Annotated in this window: 14 protein-coding genes; 11 read left to right on the top strand and 3 right to left on the bottom strand. The window is 65.6% G+C overall.

The features are described 5' to 3' along the window. From trpB to GOSPT_RS21075, 9 genes are all read left to right on the top strand, one after another. A partial coding sequence (gene trpB / locus GOSPT_RS21115; protein WP_005208860.1) for a tryptophan synthase subunit beta occupies window positions 1-1095 on the top strand: 1095 nt, incomplete at its 5' end. Next, on the top strand, window positions 1092-1916 hold the full coding sequence (trpA, locus tag GOSPT_RS21110) for a tryptophan synthase subunit alpha (protein ID WP_005208857.1): 825 nt from the start codon (window positions 1092-1094) through the stop codon (window positions 1914-1916). The genes trpB and trpA, both read left to right, overlap by 4 nt. A gap of 73 nt (window positions 1917-1989) precedes the next feature. Beyond that, window positions 1990-4224, top strand: coding sequence for a prolipoprotein diacylglyceryl transferase (gene lgt, locus GOSPT_RS21105; RefSeq protein WP_005208855.1), 2235 nt, complete (start codon window positions 1990-1992; stop codon window positions 4222-4224). Between the two features lie 388 nt (window positions 4225-4612). Beyond that, window positions 4613-9184: a glutamate synthase large subunit gene (gltB, locus tag GOSPT_RS21100; RefSeq protein WP_005208854.1), complete on the top strand. Its 4572-nt coding sequence runs from the start codon at window positions 4613-4615 to the stop codon at window positions 9182-9184. Beyond that, window positions 9177-10682: a glutamate synthase subunit beta gene (locus GOSPT_RS21095; protein ID WP_005208852.1), complete on the top strand. Its 1506-nt coding sequence runs from the start codon at window positions 9177-9179 to the stop codon at window positions 10680-10682. Before gltB ends, GOSPT_RS21095 begins: the two co-directional genes overlap by 8 nt. Before the next feature lie 100 nt (window positions 10683-10782). Further along, the gene (gene pyk, locus GOSPT_RS21090) at window positions 10783-12216 is read left to right on the top strand and encodes a pyruvate kinase (RefSeq protein ID WP_039856938.1); all 1434 of its coding nucleotides are present in this window, start codon (window positions 10783-10785) and stop codon (window positions 12214-12216) included. Between the two features lie 334 nt (window positions 12217-12550). After that, window positions 12551-13429: an acyl-CoA thioesterase gene (locus tag GOSPT_RS21085; RefSeq protein ID WP_005208847.1), complete on the top strand. Its 879-nt coding sequence runs from the start codon at window positions 12551-12553 to the stop codon at window positions 13427-13429. A gap of 6 nt (window positions 13430-13435) precedes the next feature. Then, window positions 13436-14074 (top strand): hypothetical protein, encoded by a 639-nt coding sequence (locus GOSPT_RS21080; RefSeq protein ID WP_005208846.1) that lies wholly within the window; start codon window positions 13436-13438, stop codon window positions 14072-14074. Between the two features lie 106 nt (window positions 14075-14180). Continuing rightward, window positions 14181-14627 carry a GNAT family N-acetyltransferase gene (locus tag GOSPT_RS21075; protein WP_005208843.1) on the top strand — a complete coding sequence of 149 codons (447 nt, stop codon included), beginning with the start codon at window positions 14181-14183 and terminating at the stop codon, window positions 14625-14627. Here GOSPT_RS21075 and GOSPT_RS21070 read toward each other — a convergent pair. The 3 genes from GOSPT_RS21070 to GOSPT_RS21060 form a co-directional block, all read right to left on the bottom strand. Next, entirely contained in the window at window positions 14606-15334 is a 729-nt protein-coding gene (locus GOSPT_RS21070) for a DUF998 domain-containing protein (RefSeq protein ID WP_005208841.1), read from the bottom strand. The two genes, GOSPT_RS21075 and GOSPT_RS21070, sit on opposite strands and share 22 nt — an antisense overlap. Window positions 15335-15386: 52 nt before the next feature. Then, the gene (locus tag GOSPT_RS21065) at window positions 15387-17459 is read right to left on the bottom strand and encodes an APC family permease (RefSeq protein WP_005208840.1); all 2073 of its coding nucleotides are present in this window, start codon (window positions 17457-17459) and stop codon (window positions 15387-15389) included. A gap of 131 nt (window positions 17460-17590) precedes the next feature. Beyond that, a complete protein-coding gene (locus GOSPT_RS21060; protein WP_005208838.1) occupies window positions 17591-17932 on the bottom strand; it encodes a hypothetical protein in 342 nt (113 codons plus the stop codon). A 93-nt stretch (window positions 17933-18025) separates the two neighbouring features. Between GOSPT_RS21060 and GOSPT_RS21055 the strand changes: the two genes are divergently transcribed. Together GOSPT_RS21055 and GOSPT_RS24440 are read left to right on the top strand one after the other, a co-directional pair. Then, a complete protein-coding gene (locus tag GOSPT_RS21055) occupies window positions 18026-18424 on the top strand; it encodes a YchJ family protein (protein WP_039856950.1) in 399 nt (132 codons plus the stop codon). A gap of 168 nt (window positions 18425-18592) precedes the next feature. Then, complete coding sequence (locus GOSPT_RS24440) at window positions 18593-18742, top strand: hypothetical protein (protein WP_245548763.1); 150 nt, start codon at window positions 18593-18595, stop codon at window positions 18740-18742. Window positions 18743-18826 lie beyond the last annotated feature (84 nt).

Raw genomic sequence — 18826 nt, 5'->3', positions numbered from 1 at the left:
CCCTCGCCGCTCTACGAAGCCACGCGGCTGAGCGAGTTCGCCGGTGGCGCACGGATTTTCCTGAAACGCGAAGACCTCAACCACACCGGGTCGCACAAGATCAACAACGTGCTCGGGCAGTTGTTGCTCGCCAAGCGCATGGGTAAGACCCGCATCATCGCCGAGACCGGTGCCGGTCAGCACGGTGTCGCCACCGCCACCGGCTGCGCACTGTTCGGTATGGAGTGCATCGTCTACATGGGCCGCGTCGACACCGACCGGCAGGCACTCAACGTCGCGCGGATGCGACTGCTCGGCGCCGAGGTCGTCGCCGTCGACAATGGTTCGGCGACCCTGAAGGACGCGATCAACGAGGCGTTGCGCGACTGGGTGACCAACGCGCACAACACCTACTACTGCTTCGGCACCGCGGCCGGTCCGCATCCGTTCCCGATGATGGTGCGCGACCTGCAGCGCATCGTCGGACTCGAAGCCCGCGCGCAGATCCTGGACCAGGCGGGTCGCCTGCCCGACGCCGTTACCGCCTGCGTCGGTGGCGGGTCCAACGCCATCGGCATCTTCCACCCCTTCCTCGACGACTCCGAGGTGCGCCTCGTCGGCTTCGAGGCCGCGGGCGACGGCGTCGAGACCGGTCGACATGCCGCGACGTTCACCGGAGGCACGCCCGGCGCATTCCAGGGCGCTTACTCGTACCTGCTGCAGGACGAAGACGGCCAGACCATCGAGTCGCACTCGATCTCGGCGGGCCTGGACTACCCGGGCGTCGGGCCCGAGCACGCACAGCTCAAGGACACCGGCCGCGCCGAGTACCGTCCCATCACCGACACCGAGGCGATGGACGCGCTCGCTCTGCTCAGTCGTCGTGAGGGCATCATTCCCGCCATCGAGTCGGCACACGCACTCGCCGGAGCGTTGAAGCTCGGTAAGGAACTGAGGGAGGGCGCGATTGTTCTGGTCAGCCTTTCTGGTCGCGGCGACAAGGACGTCGACACCGCTGCGCGCTGGTTCCACCTCTTCGACCCGCCACCGTCGGAGAACGAGGTCGGCGTGACGACCGGTACCGCGGCTGCCAGCAGCAGGGGGGACGTGCAATGACACAGCCGAAGGCGCCCGTGCACGCGGGACCGTCGAAGTTGAGCCCGGTCTTCGAGAAGTGCCGCGCCGAGGGGCGTGCCGCGCTGATCGGGTATCTCCCCGTTGGCTACCCGACCGTCGAGAAGTCGATCGAGTCGTTCGAGACGATGGTCCGCGCGGGCTGCGACATCATCGAAGTCGGTGTGCCGTACTCGGATCCGGTCATGGACGGACCGACGATCCAGGAGGCTGCCGACCTCGCGCTGACGAACGGCGTGCGGGTCCGCGACGTGTTCCGCGCTGTCGAGGCGATCACCGCTGCGGGTGGGAACGCGGTCGTCATGAGCTACTGGAACCCCGTGCTGCAGTACGGCGTCGACAAGTTCGCGCGTGACCTGGCAGCTGCGGGCGGCGCGGGCATGATCACGCCCAACCTGATCCCAGAAGAGGGTGCCGCCTGGCACGCGGCGTCCGACGAGTTCGACCTCGACCGCATCTACCTCGTCGCACCGTCGTCGACGACCGAGCGCATTGCGCTGACCGTCGACGCGTCGCGCGGGTTCGTTTACGTGGCCTCGACGATGGGTGTCACGGGGGCGCGTGACGCGGTCTCCGACGCCGCGCCCGAACTGTGTGCACGAGTGCATGAGTACTCCGACATCCCGCTCGGCGTCGGACTCGGTGTCCGAAATCGTGAGCAGGCGTCGCAGATCGCGAGCTACGCCGATGGCGTGATCGTCGGTTCGGCACTGGTCACAGCGGCCAAGGCAGGCCAAGACCATCTGGCCGACCTGGTCACAGAACTGGCCGCAGGTGTGCGGGAACCGCGAGCAGACCTCTGACCGCCGCGGTGGCTTCGTTCGTCGGGGTGGCAGCGTCCGTTAGGGTGGCAGCGTGACAGCGCCGACGACGACGATGCTCGCCTATATCCCCAGCCCGCCGCAGGGCGTGTGGTACATCGGTTCGTTTCCGCTCCGGGCCTACGCGTTGTGCATCATCGTCGGCATCATCGTCGCCGTCTGGTGGGGAAATCGCCGGTGGATTGCCCGCGGTGGGCGCTCGGGCGAGGTTCTCGACGTCGCGATCTGGGCGGTCCCGTTCGGTTTGATCGGTGGTCGCGTCTACCACGTGCTCACCGACTGGCAGATCTACTTCGGCGACGGCGGAAAGACTCCGATCGACGCGTTCAAGATCTGGGACGGTGGTCTCGGTATCTGGGGTGCCGTGTTGTTCGGCGGCCTCGGTGCGTGGATCGGCACCAGGCGCATGGGTATCAAGTTGCCGCCGTTCGCCGACGCCATCGCGCCCGCGATTCTGCTGGCCCAGGCCATCGGGCGCCTCGGCAACTACTTCAACCAGGAACTTTATGGCCGACCGACCGACGTTCCCTGGGGTCTGGAGATCTACGAGCGCGTCGACTCATCGGGACAGGCCGACCCGGGCTTGATCACGGGAGTGTCGAACGGGCACGTCGTCGCGGTTGTGCATCCGACGTTCCTGTATGAGCTCCTGTGGAACCTGCTGGTCGTCGTGATTCTCGTGCTTGTCGACCGCTACTTCCGCATCGGCCACGGCCGATTGTTCGCGCTGTACGTCGTCGGCTATTGCATCGGACGGTTCGGCGTCGAGCTCATGCGCTCCGACCCCGCCTTCACCCACATCGCCGGCGTTCGCATCAACGTATTCACCGCGGCCCTCGGCATCGTCTGCGGTGCGATCTACTTCATCGTCGCGCCCCGCGGGCGGGAGCAAGGGCTCGAGGTCTACTGGCCCGAACGGGCCGCCGAGCTCGAAGAACTCGGCCACACGGGCGCCTACTTCGACGACGACATCGACGACGAGGACGACGGCGAGCACTTCTTCGACGACGACGATGAGTCCGACGACGAAGAGTCCGAGAACGACGAAACCGAGAAGAACAAGACCGAGACGGACAAGGTCGAAGACGGCGTAGCGGATCGCGATGAGGAGTCGGACGACTCGTCGTCGAAGGCGATCCCGGTCGCGGCCGCTGGGGTCGCGGCGGGCGCGGTTGCCGTCGGCGGTGTCGCTGCCGCCACTGCAGACGACGAGCCGTCGGACGGCGTGGTGACAGAGCCTGACGCCGACGAGGCTGACGTCGAAGAAGTAGACGATGCTGACGTCGACGAGGCTGGCGCCGATGCCGACGTAGAGCCGGCCCGCGCCGACGCCGACGTCGAGCAGGATGGCGTCGACTCAGAGCCGGTCGACGCTGATGGGGAGGCCGAAGCCACGGATGTCGGCGACGACGTCGAGTCCGCCGCCGGCGAGACCGAGACCGGCTCGAGCGCCGCAGCTGACTCTGACACTGAGCCCGACTCGGACGCTGATCCTGATGAGCACACCCCCGCGGGCGACGAAGCCGTGGAAGATGGAGGTGACTCCGCCGCCACCGAGTCCGATGTCACCAAGTCGGATGTCACCGAGTTTGATGCCACAGAGTCCGGTGTGACAGCGGCCGGTGGCGCTGAGTCCGGTGCCGCCGAACCTGCTGGGTCCGATGCGGCGGATGATCCGACCGACGAAGGGGTTCCGATGAGCAGCGCTGAAGACGAAGCCGTGACAGCCGACGAGATCGCGGAGGGCCTGTCCGAAGACATCGAGGACAAAGCCGACGACGAGGGCGACACCAGCCCATCGGGCGTCGACGAGGATGAGGCCGAACTCGCCGACGGGCAGGAGATCAACGCGGGTGGCCCCGATCCCGTTCTCGACGAGAACGAGGAGATCGTGTCCAAGATCATCCCGGGGACCGGCGAATCCGCTGACGCGAAACCGTGGAACCCCGAAAACGATCCGGCTCGACCAGACGGCGTGATCACCGAGTCGGAGCTTCTCGAGGAGTCCGATTCAGAGTCCGACACGACCCCTGGCGACAGCGCCGACATCGACGCCGAAGAGGTCGCCGAGGGTATCGCCGAGGATGCCGAGGCCGCTGCCGATGACGACGGCGCCGCGACTGCAGAAGGTGTGGACGAGGCCGAAGAGGTTCTCGCCGACGGCCAGATGACGAACGCGGGCGGCCCCGACGCCGTCGTCGACGAGAACGAAGAGATCGACGCCAAGATCATCCCGGGCACCGGCGAGTCGGCCGACGCCAAGCCGTGGAAGCCTGGGGACTCGCAGTAGCTCGACCCACTCGGGCGCCTGCCCCGGGGCGGGGTTGACTGCCTCGGTGGGCTGCAGGAAGTAAGGGAAGGGTTCTTTCCGCGGCTTCCTTTCGTGTCCCCGCGAAGTTTTTAGCGGAGAGGTCTGGGAGTAGGGGAAGGATTCTTTCCCCTAGATTCTGCGCCGCCACCCGACGACCCGCCGCCCCTCCGCCCGACGCCCCGACCTCCCGAACCCCAACCCCCGCGCGGCGTCGAAGACCACGCGGCGGGCGGTGGTCGGATAGAGTGAGATCTCACCCGGGAACACGCGTCCCCAACGGCGTCGTGTCCTGACACCTGCTCCACGGGCCAGCGCTGTCCCTGAGGACTTCAGCATTTGATTCACGCGAATCGAGTGGAGGCTCGTGATGTTGTTTTCTGCGCTCCCGGCCAAACAGGGCCTGTACGACCCAGAGACAGAAGTGGACTCGTGTGGCGTCGCGATGGTTGCCGACATCCACGGTCGACGGTCGCATTCGATTGTCGCCGACGGTCTGCTCGCGCTCGAGAACCTCGAACACCGCGGTGCGGCAGGCGCTGAGCCCAACAGCGGCGACGGCGCAGGCATCCTCATCCAGCTGCCCGACGAATTGTTCCGTGGGACAGTCGATTTCGCGCTTCCGGCGCCGTCGCAGACCGGCGCGAACACCTACGCTGCCGGCACCTGCTTCCTGCCGATGGACCAGGCGGCCCGGCGCGATGCGATGGACCGCGTCTCGGCGCTCGCCGAGGCAGAGGGCATCACCATCCTCGGGTGGCGTGACCTCCCGGTCGACGTCGACGGCGCAGACATCGGCGAGACCGCAGTCGGCTGCATGCCCTTCATGGCGCAGTTGTTCGTCACTGTCGAACCGGAACCGGGACAACCACGGCTCGGCGGCGTCGACCTCGACCGCTACATCTATCCGTTCCGCAAGCAGGCCGAGCGAATCACACCCGAGTTCGAGGCCGCAGGCACCGGGTTGTACGTCGCGTCGCTGTCGAGTCGCACCATGGTCTACAAGGGCATGCTCACGACGATGCAGTTGCCGCTCTACTACCCCGACCTGCGCGACGATCGTTGCCTGAGTGCCATCGCCATCGTCCACTCGCGGTTCTCCACCAACACCTTCCCGTCGTGGCCGCTCGCGCACCCGTTCCGGTTCGTCGCGCACAACGGTGAGATCAACACCGTGCGTGGCAACCGCAACCGCATGCGGGCCCGCGAGGCTCTGCTCGAGACAGACCTCATTCCCGGCGACCTCAAGCGCGCGTTCCCGATCTGCACACCCGAAGCCTCCGATTCGGCGTCGCTCGACGAGGTCCTCGAACTCCTCCACCTCGGTGGACGCAGCGTGCCGCACGCGGTGATGCTGATGGTGCCGGAGGCGTGGGAGAACGTCCCGTCGATGGACCCCAAGCGCCGCGCGTTTCTGCAGTTCAACGCGTCACTGATGGAGGCGTGGGACGGTCCCGCATGTGTCACGTTCACGGACGGAACCGTCGTCGGCGCCGTGCTCGACCGCAACGGGCTGCGCCCCGGACGCTGGTGGCAGACCCGCGACGGACGGGTCATCCTCGCCTCAGAGTCCGGCGTCCTCGACGTTCCGGTCGACGACGTGGTCTCCAAGGGACGCCTCGAACCGGGTCGGATGTTCCTCGTCGACACTGCGCAGGGACGGATCATCCCCGACGAAGAGATCAAGGGCGATCTCATGCGTTCGGAACCCTACGACGAATGGCTGCACGCAGGCCTCCTCGACATCGCCACACTCCCGCCGCGCCCGGTCTACAAGCCCAACCACGACACTGTCGTGCGACGCCAGGTGTCGTTCGGCTACACCGAAGAAGACCTGCGGGTCTTGCTGACCCCGATGGCGGCGTCGGGTTACGAACCACTCGGCTCGATGGGCACCGACACGCCCGTCGCCGTGATGTCGCAGCGGTCGCGACTGCTCTACGACTACTTCGTCGAACTGTTCGCCCAGGTCACCAACCCGCCGCTCGATGCGATCCGCGAGGAGATCGTCACCTCGATGGCGCGCGTGATGGGACCCGAGCAGAATCTGCTCGCACCGACTGCGGCGTCGTGTCGACAGATCATGCTGCACTGGCCGGTCATCGACAACGACGATCTCGCCAAGCTCGTCCACATCAACGACGACGGCGACAACCCGGGACTCTCCGCGAAAGTTCTCCACGGCCTCTACGAGGTGGCCCGTGGCGGCGAGGGCCTCGCCGATGCGCTCGAAGATCTTCGACGCCGCGCCAGCCAGGCGATCGCGGAGGGACACAGCACGCTCGTCGTCTCGGACAGGCACTCCGACCGTGAGCACGCGCCGATTCCTTCACTGCTGGCTGCGTCTGCAGTGCATCACCATCTCGTCCGCACCAAGGAGCGCACGAAGATCGCGCTCATCGTCGAGTCGGGCGACGCGCGCGAAGTGCACCACATCGCACTGCTTATCGGGTTCGGCGCTGCGGCGGTCAACCCTTATCTGGCACTCGAATCGATCGAGGACCTGATCGCCGAGGGCGAGCTGACCGGTGTCAGGCCGTCGAAGGCCAAGCGCAACTACATCGAGGCGCTCGGCAAGGGCGTGCTGAAGGTGATGAGCAAGATGGGCATCTCGACCATCAGCTCGTACACGGCGTCGCAGGCGTTCGAGGCCGTCGGTCTCTCGTCTGCGGTCGTCAAGGAGTACTTCACCAGAACGGTCTCGCGGATCGAGGGCGTCGGGCTCGACGAACTCGCCGAGGAAGTCCGCATCCGGCATCACCGCGCGTTCCCGCACAACCCGACCGAGCAGGTCTATCGACGACTCGAGGTCGGCGGCGAGTACCAATATCGCCGCGAGGGCGAGTTGCACATGTTCACCCCGGAGACGGTGTTCTTGCTCCAGCACGCCACCAAGACCGGACGCGACGACGTATTCCAGGCGTACTCGGACAAGGTCGACGATCAGTCGCGTAAAGGCGGCACGCTGCGCGGACTGTTCGAACTGGACTTCTCGGGTCGCGACCCCGTGCCGCTCGACGAGGTCGAGCCGATCGAGTCGATCATGACCCGCTTCAACACGGGCGCGATGAGCTACGGCTCGATCTCCGCCGAGGCACACGAGACCATCGCGATCGCCATGAACCGCATCGGTGGTCGGTCCAACTCCGGTGAGGGCGGCGAGGACACCGACCGTCTCTACGATCCTGAACGACGCAGCGCGGTCAAGCAGGTCGCGTCGGGTCGGTTCGGCGTGACGAGCGACTACCTCACCAACGCCACCGACATCCAGATCAAGATGGCGCAGGGTGCCAAGCCCGGTGAGGGCGGTCAGCTCCCCGCGTACAAGGTGTACCCGTGGATCGCGAAGACACGACATTCGACGCCGGGCGTCGCGCTCATCTCGCCGCCGCCGCACCACGACATCTACTCCATCGAAGATCTCGCGCAACTGATCCACGATCTGAAGAACGCCAATTCCGACGCGCGGATCCACGTGAAGCTGGTGAGTGCTGTCGGCGTTGGCACCGTCGCGACCGGCGTCTCCAAAGCCCACGCCGACGTCGTGCTCATCTCCGGATACGACGGAGGAACGGGAGCGTCGCCGCTCACCTCGCTCAAGCACGCGGGCACACCCTGGGAGATCGGCCTCGCCGACGCCCAGCAGACGTTGATGCTGAACGGGTTGCGCGATCGCATCACCGTGCAGTGCGACGGTGCCCTCCGCACGGGTCGCGATGTCATCATGGCGGCGTTGCTCGGTGCCGAGGAGTACGGCTTCTCGACCGCACCGCTGATCGTGTCCGGGTGCATCATGATGCGCGTCTGCCACCTCGACACCTGCCCGGTCGGCGTCGCGACGCAGAACCCGGTGTTGCGTTCGCGGTTCACCGGCCAGGCCGAGCACATCGTCAACTTCTTCCGATTCATCGCGGAGGACGTGCGAAAGTACCTGGCGCAGTTGGGATATCGCACGCTCGACGACGCGATCGGACAGTCGCAGCGGTTGCATACCGACACCGCCGTCGCCCACTGGAAGAGCAAGGGACTCGATCTCAGTCCGATCTTCCGTCGCATCGAGGACAAGGGACCGACCCGCCGCGTGCGCGGTCAGGACCACGGCCTCGACAAGGCGCTCGACCAGACGCTCATCCAACTCGCCGAAGGTGCACTCGAAGATGCGCACCCGGTGACGCTCGAACTTCCGGTCCGCAACGTCAACCGCACCGTCGGCACGCTGCTCGGTTCGGAAGTGACCCGACGCTATGGCGCCGAAGGACTCGCCGAGGACACCATCACCGTCGAACTCACCGGGTCGGCAGGGCAGTCGCTCGGGGCGTTCCTGCCGCCAGGCATCACCATCAAGCTCACCGGTGACACCAACGACTACGTCGGCAAGGGTCTGTGTGGCGGCAAGATCGTGGTTGCTCCGCACGAGGACGCCTGGTTCATCGCAGAAGACCAGGTCATCGCGGGTAACACCATCCTCTACGGAGCGACGTCGGGCGAGGTCTACCTCCGCGGCAAGGTCGGCGAGCGGTTCTCCGTGCGCAACTCGGGTGCCACCGCGGTGGTCGAGGGCGTCGGCGACCACGCCTGCGAGTACATGACCGGCGGTCGCGTCGTGATCCTCGGACCCACCGGCCGCAACATGGCCGCGGGAATGTCCGGCGGTATCGCGTACGTCTACGACCTCGACGAGACCAAGGTCAACGGTGCGATGGTCGAGCTCCTCCGACCCGACCCCGACGACCTGCGCTGGCTACACGAACACATCACCAAGCACACCGAGCTGACCGGATCGGCGATCGGCGCGTCGATGCTCGCCGACTGGCCACGGCGATGCCTGGCCTTCACCAAGGTGATGCCCACCGATTACAAGCGCGTCCTCGACGCGGCCAGGATGGCCGAAGCCGAAGGGCGAGACGTTGATTCAGCGATCATGGAGGCGGCACGTGGCTGACCCACGCGGATTCCTGGAAATCGGGAAGAAGGAAGCAAAGTATCGTCCGGTCGCCGAGCGCGTGCAGGACTGGGAAGACGTATACGCGCACGGATTCGACCCTGTCGCGTCGCTCAACGAGGTCTCCGAGCAGGCCCGTCGGTGTATGGATTGCGGAATCCCGTTCTGCCACTCCGGAACTGCCGGATGCCCGTTGGGAAATCTGATTCCCGAGTGGAACGACCTCGTGCGTCGTGGTCGGTGGGATGCGGCAAGCGCACGTCTGCACGCGACCAACAACTTCCCCGAGTTCACCGGAATGGTCTGTCCCGCACCGTGCGAGGCGGCGTGTGTGCTGTCGATCTCCGAGTCGACGACCGGCGGCAGCGTGACGATCAAACGTATCGAGAAGACGATCGCCTACGAGTCGTGGGCAGAGGGCATCATCGGTCCCGAGGCGCCGGATGCGAAGTCGGGCAAGTCGGTTGCCGTTGTGGGCTCCGGTCCCGGCGGATTGGCGGCTGCGCAACAGCTGACCCGCGCAGGCCACGACGTCACGGTCTACGAGAAAGACGACCGCGTCGGTGGTCTCCTGCGCTACGGGATCCCCGAGTACAAGCTGCAGAAGTCCGACATTGAGCGGCGTGTTGCTCAGATGCGCGCTGAGGGAACACAATTCGTCGTCAACTGCGATGTCGGCATTGATCTCACAGTTGACGAACTGCGCAGCAGGCACGACGCCGTCGTGCTCGCGATCGGTGCGATGAAGGCGCGCGACAACCCGGTCCCGGGACGTGAGCTCAACGGAGTGCACCTCGCGATGGAACACCTCGTTCCAGCCAACAAAGAGTGCGAGGGCGACGGGCCGTCGCCGATCAGCGCGGCCGGGAAACACGTCGTCATCATCGGCGGCGGCGACACCGGAGCCGACTGCCTCGGAACCGCGCATCGCCAGGGCGCGGCGTCGGTGGTCCAACTCGACTACAACGCCGAACTACCCAGCGACCGTGACGACAACCGTTCACCATGGCCGACCTGGCCGCTTGTCATGCGGACGTCGAGTGCGCACGCGGAGGGCGGCGAACGCAAATACCAGGTAGCGGTGCAACGATTCGTCGGCGACGCCGACGGCAACGTGACGACGATGGTGCTCGCCGAAGTGAAGGTCGTACGCGAGCCCGACGGCCGACGGGTGATCACCCCGGTCAGCGACGAGTTCGAGATCCCTTGCGAGTTGGCACTTTTCGCGATCGGGTTCGAAGGCGTACGCGACACGGCGCTTCTCACCGATCTGGGGATCGAGCCCAACCGCCGCGGCAACATCTCGTGCGGAAGCGACTGGCAGACCGACGCGCCCGGCGTGTTCGTGTGTGGCGACGCCCATCGCGGAGCGTCGTTGGTGGTGTGGGCGATCGCCGAGGGACGTTCGACAGCACGCGCCGTCGACGAATTCCTCATGGGTGCCTCGGATTTGCCGTCACCGGTAAAACCAGCCCAACTCCCGCTGTCGGTTCGCTGACCACCGCGCACCACTGCGCGAAGCAACGTCGCGTAGACGTCCGATGACAACTCAGGTGTAACGATGGCTATGCCGAAACGAGCGGACTAAGGTGAGCACAGTGGAACGCCGAACCAAGATCGTCTGCACCCTGGGTCCAGCTACCAATAGCGAAGAGAGGCTGAAGGAACTCGTCGACGCCGGAATGGACGTCGCGCGACTCAATTTCAGCCACGGCACGCATGATGACCACAAGGTGGTCTACGAAAGAGTGCGAAAGGCCGGCGACAACGCCGAGAAGGCGGTAGGCATCCTCGCCGATCTCCAGGGTCCCAAGATTCGACTGGGCAAATTCGAAGACGACGGCGCGCTCAACGGCGAAGTCATGTGGAACACCGGCGACACCGTGCGCATCACCACCGACGACATCGTCGGAACGCACGACCGAGTGTCGACCACCTACAAGCGACTCGCCGACGACGCCGTCCCCGGCGACCGGCTGCTCGTCGACGACGGCAAGGTCGGTCTCGTGGTCACCGACGTCGAAGGCAACGACGTGGTCTGCACCGTCACCGAAGGCGGCCCGGTCTCGAACAACAAGGGCCTCTCACTGCCCGGCATGAACGTCTCGGTGCCCGCGATGAGCGAGAAAGACATCGCCGACCTCGAATTCGCGCTCGGCCTCGGGGTCGACCTCGTGGCACTGTCTTTCGTGCGCAGCCCCGCCGACATCGAGCTCGTCCACGAGGTCATGGATCGTGTCGGCCGCCGCGTACCCGTCATCGCCAAGCTCGAGAAGCCCGAGGCCATCGACAACCTCGAGGCCATTGTCCTCGCCTTCGACGCGATCATGGTCGCCCGCGGCGACCTCGGCGTCGAACTCCCGCTCGAGGAAGTGCCGCTCGTGCAGAAGCGTGCCATCCAGATGGCCCGCGAGAACGCCAAGCCGGTGATCGTGGCAACGCAGATGCTCGACTCCATGATCGAGAACTCGCGCCCCACACGCGCCGAGGCATCCGACGTCGCGAACGCCGTGCTCGACGGCGCCGACGCCGTGATGCTGTCCGGCGAGACATCGGTCGGCAAATGGCCCATCGAGGCGGTGCGCACCATGAACCGGATCTGCAAGGCCGTGGAGGGAAGCTCCCGCGACGTCCCGCCGCTGTCGCACGTCCCACGCACCAAGCGCGGCATCATCTCCTACGCCGCGCGCGACATCGGCGAACGCCTCGAAGTCAAAGCCCTCGTCGCGTTCACCCAGTCCGGTGACACGGTTCGACGACTCGCGCGCCTGCACTCACGGCTCCCGCTGTTGGCGTTCACGCCCACCCAGGCCGTGCGCAGCCAACTCGCCCTGAGCTGGGGCACCGAGACGTTCATCGTCGACCGCGTCGACACCACCGACAACATGATCGACCAGGTCGACTTGCAACTCCTCCGCATCGGCAGGCTTCGCGACGGCGACGTGGTCGTCATTGTCGCCGGCGCGCCCCCCGGCACCGTCGGCTCGACGAACATGATCCACGTGCACCGCATCGGCGAGCAGGACCACTGAGTTTATTTGCGCGTCTCGTGGCTGCGCCTTTTGCCCCGTTCTTCCTCCTCATCGCATCGTCGCTGCGCTCCTCGCTCTTCGTCGTGCAGAACGGGGCGGCGCAACCACGAGCCGACGCTGCCGCATCGTCGCTTCGCTCCTCGCTCTTCGTCGTGCAGAACGGGGCGGCGCAGCCACGAGCCGACGCCCTCGCTCTTCGTCGTGCAGAACGGGGCGGCGCAGCCACGAGCCGACGCCCTCGCTCTTCGTCGTGCAGAACGGGGCGGCGCAGCCACGAGCCGACGCTGCCCACCGGCTGCATTGCGTCTGCGGCTGACCGCATAGGGTGATCTGCATGACAACCGACGTGTCCGAGGATCTCGGCAAACTCCTCGACCTGCTCGACGTCGAACGACGTGAGGACGACCTGTTCATCGGGCAGCACCCCGAGCAGAAGACCGCGCGCACCTTTGGCGGTCAGATGCTCGGGCAGGGCGTCGTCGCGGCAGGACGCACCCTGACCCGCGGGAACCCTCCCGTCCACGCATTGCACGCACACTTCATCCGCGGCGGCGACGTCAAGAAGCCCATGGAATACCATGTCGACCGCTTCCGCGACGGCAAGTCATTTGCCAACCGGCAGGTGACCGCGATGCAAGACGACGAGGTCATCTTCACCATGCTCGTCGCATTCCAGGATAACGCCGCGGGCCTCGAGCACGCGGTCGAGATCCCCCAGGTGCCCTATCCGGAAGAGTTGCCGCCGCTTGGTGAGCACTTCAAGGGCTTCGAAGACCGCATCGCCACCTTCGTCAACGCACTGCATCCCATCGACATCCGCTTCGCCAACGATCCTTCATGGAAGATGCGCGAAGCCGGAGAGACGTTGCGCGACAACAGAGTATGGATGAAAACCGACGGCGTCATGCCCGACGATCCGCTACTCCATGTCGCGGCGATGTGCTACGCATCGGACACCACAGTGCTCGACTCGATCATCACGACGCACGGACTTTCGTGGGGCATCGATCGCCTGTTTGCAGCAACCGTCAACCACTCGATGTGGTTCCATCGTGACTTCCGGTTCGACGAGTGGATGCTGTACGCCACGCGATCGCCGGTCGCGACCGGCTCGCGCGGGATGGGCTCGGGCCGATTCTGGAAGCGGGACGGAACCCTTGCGACTTCCGTCGTGCAAGAAGCCCTGATCAAATACTTCCCTCCGAAGGAGTGACACGTAGTGGAGCCGGGATCATGGTCGGGCCAACACCCACAGGCACCGCAATACCCACAGGGACAGGACTACACCCAGTCGCGCGAATATCGCCAGTCGCAGGAACACCCAGAGGCGCAGCGATACTCCCACAAGCAGGAGTATCCGCAGACGTTCCAGCAGTCGCAGTATCCGACTGACGCGCAGCAGGGGACAACCGAATTCTGGCTCGACTCGGGTGCCGCGCTGCCGCGACGCGAGTGGCAGCACAAGACTCGCGTACCGGTCATCGTCGGGACGTCGATCGCGATGGTTGTGTTCGCTGGCCTCGCCGTGTTCGCGATTGTGCTCGGGATCAGCTACACACCCCAGTTCACTGCAATCGGAGGTGTCCCGGTCAGCTGCGAGTCATGGGAGACCACCGCCAATGGCGGCACCATTTCCGACAAAACTGTTGTCACCATCTACAGCGAAACGGGCGGAAAACTCGCGACGGCACCGCTTGAGCGCCACAGCACAGAGCAGAACCAATGCGTCCTGAGGTTCTCTGCAAAGGGTGTCGACGCCAGCAAGAGCGGCTATGTCGTGCACCTGGGAGATACCTTCGCGCAACCGGTTTCGGGTTCGGCGCTGGAGCGAGGAGTGGTTTTCCGCCCCACGTCGTGACGACTGGCGCCGTATGTGAACGACGCGCCCCCACTGCAGATGCTCAGGCTCGTGCCTGGCCCGCCAAATGTGCGACACCGATGAACACCCGAGAGTGAGACGACTGATGACCACGACAATCGCGCCGCTGACCGAAGCAGATCGACAGGACTGGGCTCCCCTGTGGGCGGGCTACCTGACGTTCTACGAGCACGAACTGAGCGAAGAACAGTCCGACCTGACCTTCGCGCGAATCCTCGACCCCGACTACCCGATGTTCGGAGCGATCGCGCGCGACGAGACCGGACGGGCGATCGGCATCGTGCACTGGCTGACGCACGCGTCAACGTGGAGCGACGCGCCCTACACGTACCTCGAAGACCTGTTCGTGGCGCCCGACGTCCGTCGGAGCGGCGCTGGGCGTGCGCTCATCGATCACGTGCTCGAGTGGACTCGCAACCAGGGGCTACCGAAGGTCTACTGGCAGACCGCACGTGACAATGCGACGGCCCGTTCGCTGTACGACACGATCGCGTCGAACGACTTCGTCGTCTACGAGGTCGAACTCACCTGAGCGGGCGTGCTGGGTGCAGCGCTAGCCTGACTGCGAGTGCGCTGCGCACACACCGCGAAGCCCCACAGAATCAGCCACACCGACATACCTCCGACCTGGATGCGCTGCGCCAGACCGAGGTAGTAGTCGCCGTGCAGGTTGTCGGCGATCAGCATCCACGCGGTGGTCACCGCGACGACGACGAGTACGCCGAGCCCGGCCGTCCGGAGTAGTGGCCAGATCCGCGGGCGCTGCCGGTAAGCCGCCACCACGCCCGCGATCATCGTGATGAAGATGGCGAACACGGCGATCGTGCTGGTCAATGCGTGTATGTGATGCAGCTGGGGGAGAAGCCCGCTCGGTTCGTACGGGCAGTCCTTGTCGACGCCGGGGATGCAATCGACGGGTGCGAGCGCGTCGGCCAATGTCGCTGCGCCGAACACGCCGAACGAGATCACAGCGATCCGCGCGTACACCCCACTCACGATCGGACGCGGCAGGAAGAGGATCAGCGCCGAGGACACCGCGAAGATCGCGGTGAGGATGTCGCCCGTCTCGTACACCGCTCGATGGGGACGGTGAGCGGCGTCGAGTTCGCTGAGGAAGCTGTTCAACGGGTCGAGCGGACTCGACCAGAAGAACTCGAGGACCCACGAGGAGTAGCAGATGCCGGCCAGTGCGATGAGGATTCCCGCGGTGATACGGCGGGTCGTCGACAACGATGGCATTCGATCAGATTAGTCCACCGAAGAACGGGCGCCTCACGCCTTACCCCGCTACTCACCCCTGCTGCGACCGGTGCACATTCACGACGACATCGCACGACGACATCGCCCGGCGCGCGTCGACGCTCGTGCGGGTCCTCGTGACCAATGCGGGTGTTGTGCGCCTCAGGGTGCGCTCGAGGTCGTCGGTGCGTCCCGAGGACAACAATCGTGCGCGCGCGTCCGAAGCGGCGTCGGGGATGATCACGAGCACATCGTCGTTACGTGCGAGTTCGGCGATATGGTCGGCGAGGATGTCGACGACAGAGTCCTCGTCCGGCGAATGCAGTTCGACCAAGTGGTCGAGGGGGTGAAACCGCCGCCACTCCGCTGCGAAGTCATCGTGCTCGCGCGGGGAGTCACCGTCGGTCGCACTCCCTGTTGCAGCGTCCCTGTCCCTCGCACTATGCCCGTCTCCCGCAGCGTCCCCGTCTCTTGCGATGTCCCCGTCTCTTGCGATGTCACCACCGATGACGACGTGCAGCGCCATGACCTCGCGACCGAATGCGCGCGCAGCGTGCAGCGCGTCGTTGGTGGCACAGCACAGCGGTGACGAGACGGGTACGACGGCGAGACCCTGGCCGGCGAAGGAGTGTCGACGGTGTTCGCCGGGGTGTGACGTGTCGGCGGCTGTGCGAATGTCGAGTTCCCGTGTGCGTCGGTAACTTCGGGCCAGCAACGCCATCGCAGCCACGAGCAGTGCCAGGACGAGGATGACCCAGAGTGAACCCTCGCCGGCTTTCATCACGGTGAGGACCACGGCCGCGACACCGGTGAGCACTGCGCCGAAGCCGTTGAGAGCCGCGCGTCGTCGCCAACCGTGTGAACGCGTCACCGACCAGTGACGCACCAGCCCGACCTGCGCGAGCGTGAAGCCGATGAAGACGCAGATGGCGAACAACGGGACGAGGGCGTTGACGTCTCCACCCGAGACGACGATCAGCAGCGCGGATGCCCCCGCGAGGATGAGCACGCCGTTGCGGTACACGCCGTTGCGAGTCCTGCGGGTGAGCCGATGCGGTAGGTGGTCGTCGCTCGCGACAACTTTCATCAGTTGCGGCAACCCGCCGAACGACGTGTTCGCAGCCAGAGCGAGCAGCACGATTGTGGCTATCTGCACCACGTAATACATTGCGCCGCGGCCGAATACGCTCTCGGTAAGTTGTGACAGCACGGTGACGCCTGCCTGCGGGTGGATGTGCAGACGTTCCACGAGGGCGGCGATGCCGAGCATCATCGCGCCGAGGAGCACGCCGAGCGCCACCTCCGCACGCTGCGCGCGACGGATGCGATTCTCTCTGAACTGCGGCGTCGCATTGGCGATGGCTTCGACTCCGGTCAAAGCCGCACAGCCGTTGGAGAATGCCTTGAGTACCAACAGGATTCCAATGGTGCCGACGGCCTGTGAGTCGACCTGCGGGGCACTGTGGTTGCCACCGCTGACGAGGCCGACGACGATCACCGACGCGATGCTCACCACGAACACAACGGTCGGGGTGATGAAAGCCCTGGCGCTGCTGACGATTCCGCGCAGATTGACGGTTGTGATCAGGACGAGCACCGCGAGTGCAATCCAGACGGTGTACGGCCCCGCGGAGGGAAACGCGGACGTGAGTGCGGCGGTTCCGGCCGTCACCGACACGGCAACGTTGAGGACGTAGTCGATGACGAGCGACGCTGCGGCGACCAGTGATGCGCGGCGCCCGAGATGGGCTTTTGCGACAGCGTAGGCGCCGCCGCCGTCGGGGAACGCGGCGATCAGTTGCCGATAGGAGAGCACCAGCACCGCCAGGAGTACGGCGATCGCGGCGCTGACGGGAAACGTGAGTCCCAGCGCGTTGCCACCTGCCGCGGCGAGTACGAGGACGATTGCCTCGGGCCCGTAGGCGACCGACGCCATCGCATCCAACGAGAGAGCTGCCAGCCCCGTCGTCGCGGTCAGGCGACGCTTGTCGCGTTGGGGTGCAGCTTTTGGCTGGTCAGCGGAGGAGTTCGACGATGATGTCTCGTCGCGCGCCCATGCTCGCGCACGTGTTCCGGGTAGTGCCACGAAGGACGTTGTATCGCCGGAGGATGGGTGCACGAGCATCTCTGACGCTAATTTGACGCCGACCGGGCGGATATTGACGCAGCCCTACCGCAGACTGCTTCTTGCCCCAGACTGGCTTCTTACGCCAGACCGTCGTCTTACCTCAGACCGCTGTCGCCGGGCGCGGCGTGTCAGGCGGCGTGACGGTCGGCGGCGCGAACATCGGCGAGCAATCCGCCGGGATCAACAACCATGATCACGGGTCCGAGGGTGTCGCTCGCGCGCTCGATGACCGCGTCGATCTGCGTCGGATCGGCGGGATCGGCGATGACCGTCACGACCCGATCGCGCACGGCCGCGTCGACGTAGGGAACGAGATCGTGACCACGAGTCCCTGCGATGGCGAGGTTCTTCCCCCGATCAAGAATCTGTCGGGCGAGCGAGTGAGCTCGAACGCTGCCGTCCATGATCAGCACGACGGTGTCGGCGTGCGCGGTGTGGATGACTGATGGTTGGTGAGTGATCGTTGTCATGTCACCATCACAGTCGCCGACGCTGCCACCCTGATGGGCGGACGCTGGCAGTCGGCTGGGACCATCGGTCGCGACCGCATATGCTGGGCCGCCATGAACACGACACTCGACGACAACGCGCGCTGCCCGTGCGGAACCGGCCTGACCTTCGTCGAGTGCTGCGGGCCCATCCTGCGCGGAGAGCGTCGTGCCCCGACTGCCGAAGCGTTGATGCGATCCCGATTTGCCGCGTTCGCCGTCGGCGACCGAAATCACCTGCTGCGCAGCTGGCATCCCGACACCCGACCGGGAGACGTCGAGCTAGATGACGGCATGCGGTGGCTGCGTCTGGACGTCGAATCGGTGAGCGGCGGCGGTCCGTTCGACACGACAGGCACGGTCGAATTCACGGCGTTCTATCGGGCCGATGGGCGTCGCGGGCAGCTGCACGAACTCTCGACATTCAGCCGGTTCGACGGCGCCTGGGTTTACGTAGACGGGGCGGTCGAGTAGCGCAGCTTGGCGAGGTGGCGGCCGAGTTTCGGATCATCCTCGGATCACTGTTGCGCAGACTGCGGCAGCACCGTGCGACCGACGATCCGAGCGCTCCCGAAACGGCTGTGCTCGCGCGTCTCGAGCGGGAAGGTCCGGCGACGGCGGCGCAACTCGCGCGCCGAGAGAATGTCAGCCCACAGTCGATGGGCGTCACCGTGTCTGGGCTGCAGGACGCATGCGATCGCCGAGGCGATGGGGCAGGTGCTCGACGACGCCGAAATCGTGCAACTCCGAGATGTCATGCCGCTACTCGACCGTCTCGCGGACGCACTGTGAGCGCGGCGTCGACGACCATCGCGCCAGTAGAGCAAGAACCCGACTCGATCTGCGCTGCCACGGCGTCGCTTCTCCGCGGTAAGC

The organism is Gordonia sputi NBRC 100414 (genome assembly GCF_000248055.1).
GTDB classification, from domain to species: domain Bacteria; phylum Actinomycetota; class Actinomycetes; order Mycobacteriales; family Mycobacteriaceae; genus Gordonia; species Gordonia sputi.
Note: the sequence above shows the minus strand (reverse complement) of the source record. Positions and strands in the feature narration are given on the sequence as shown.

Bases quoted from the DNA above. Each gene is read 5' to 3' on its own strand.
- GOSPT_RS21085 (WP_005208847.1), top strand. From the start codon at position 12,551: ATGACAACCGACGTGTCCGAGGATCTCGGCAAACTCCTCGACCTGCTC.
- GOSPT_RS21070 (WP_005208841.1), bottom strand. From the start codon at position 15,334: ATGCCATCGTTGTCGACGACCCGCCGTATCACCGCGGGAATCCTCATC.
- GOSPT_RS21055 (WP_039856950.1), top strand. From the start codon at position 18,026: ATGAACACGACACTCGACGACAACGCGCGCTGCCCGTGCGGAACCGGC.
- GOSPT_RS24440 (WP_245548763.1), top strand. From the start codon at position 18,593: ATGTCAGCCCACAGTCGATGGGCGTCACCGTGTCTGGGCTGCAGGACG.
- gltB (WP_005208854.1), top strand. From the start codon at position 4,613: ATGTTGTTTTCTGCGCTCCCGGCCAAACAGGGCCTGTACGACCCAGAG.
- trpA (WP_005208857.1), top strand. From the start codon at position 1,092: ATGACACAGCCGAAGGCGCCCGTGCACGCGGGACCGTCGAAGTTGAGC.
- lgt (WP_005208855.1), top strand. From the start codon at position 1,990: ATGCTCGCCTATATCCCCAGCCCGCCGCAGGGCGTGTGGTACATCGGT.
- GOSPT_RS21075 (WP_005208843.1), top strand. From the start codon at position 14,181: ATGACCACGACAATCGCGCCGCTGACCGAAGCAGATCGACAGGACTGG.
- GOSPT_RS21060 (WP_005208838.1), bottom strand. From the start codon at position 17,932: ATGACAACGATCACTCACCAACCATCAGTCATCCACACCGCGCACGCC.
- GOSPT_RS21065 (WP_005208840.1), bottom strand. From the start codon at position 17,459: ATGCTCGTGCACCCATCCTCCGGCGATACAACGTCCTTCGTGGCACTA.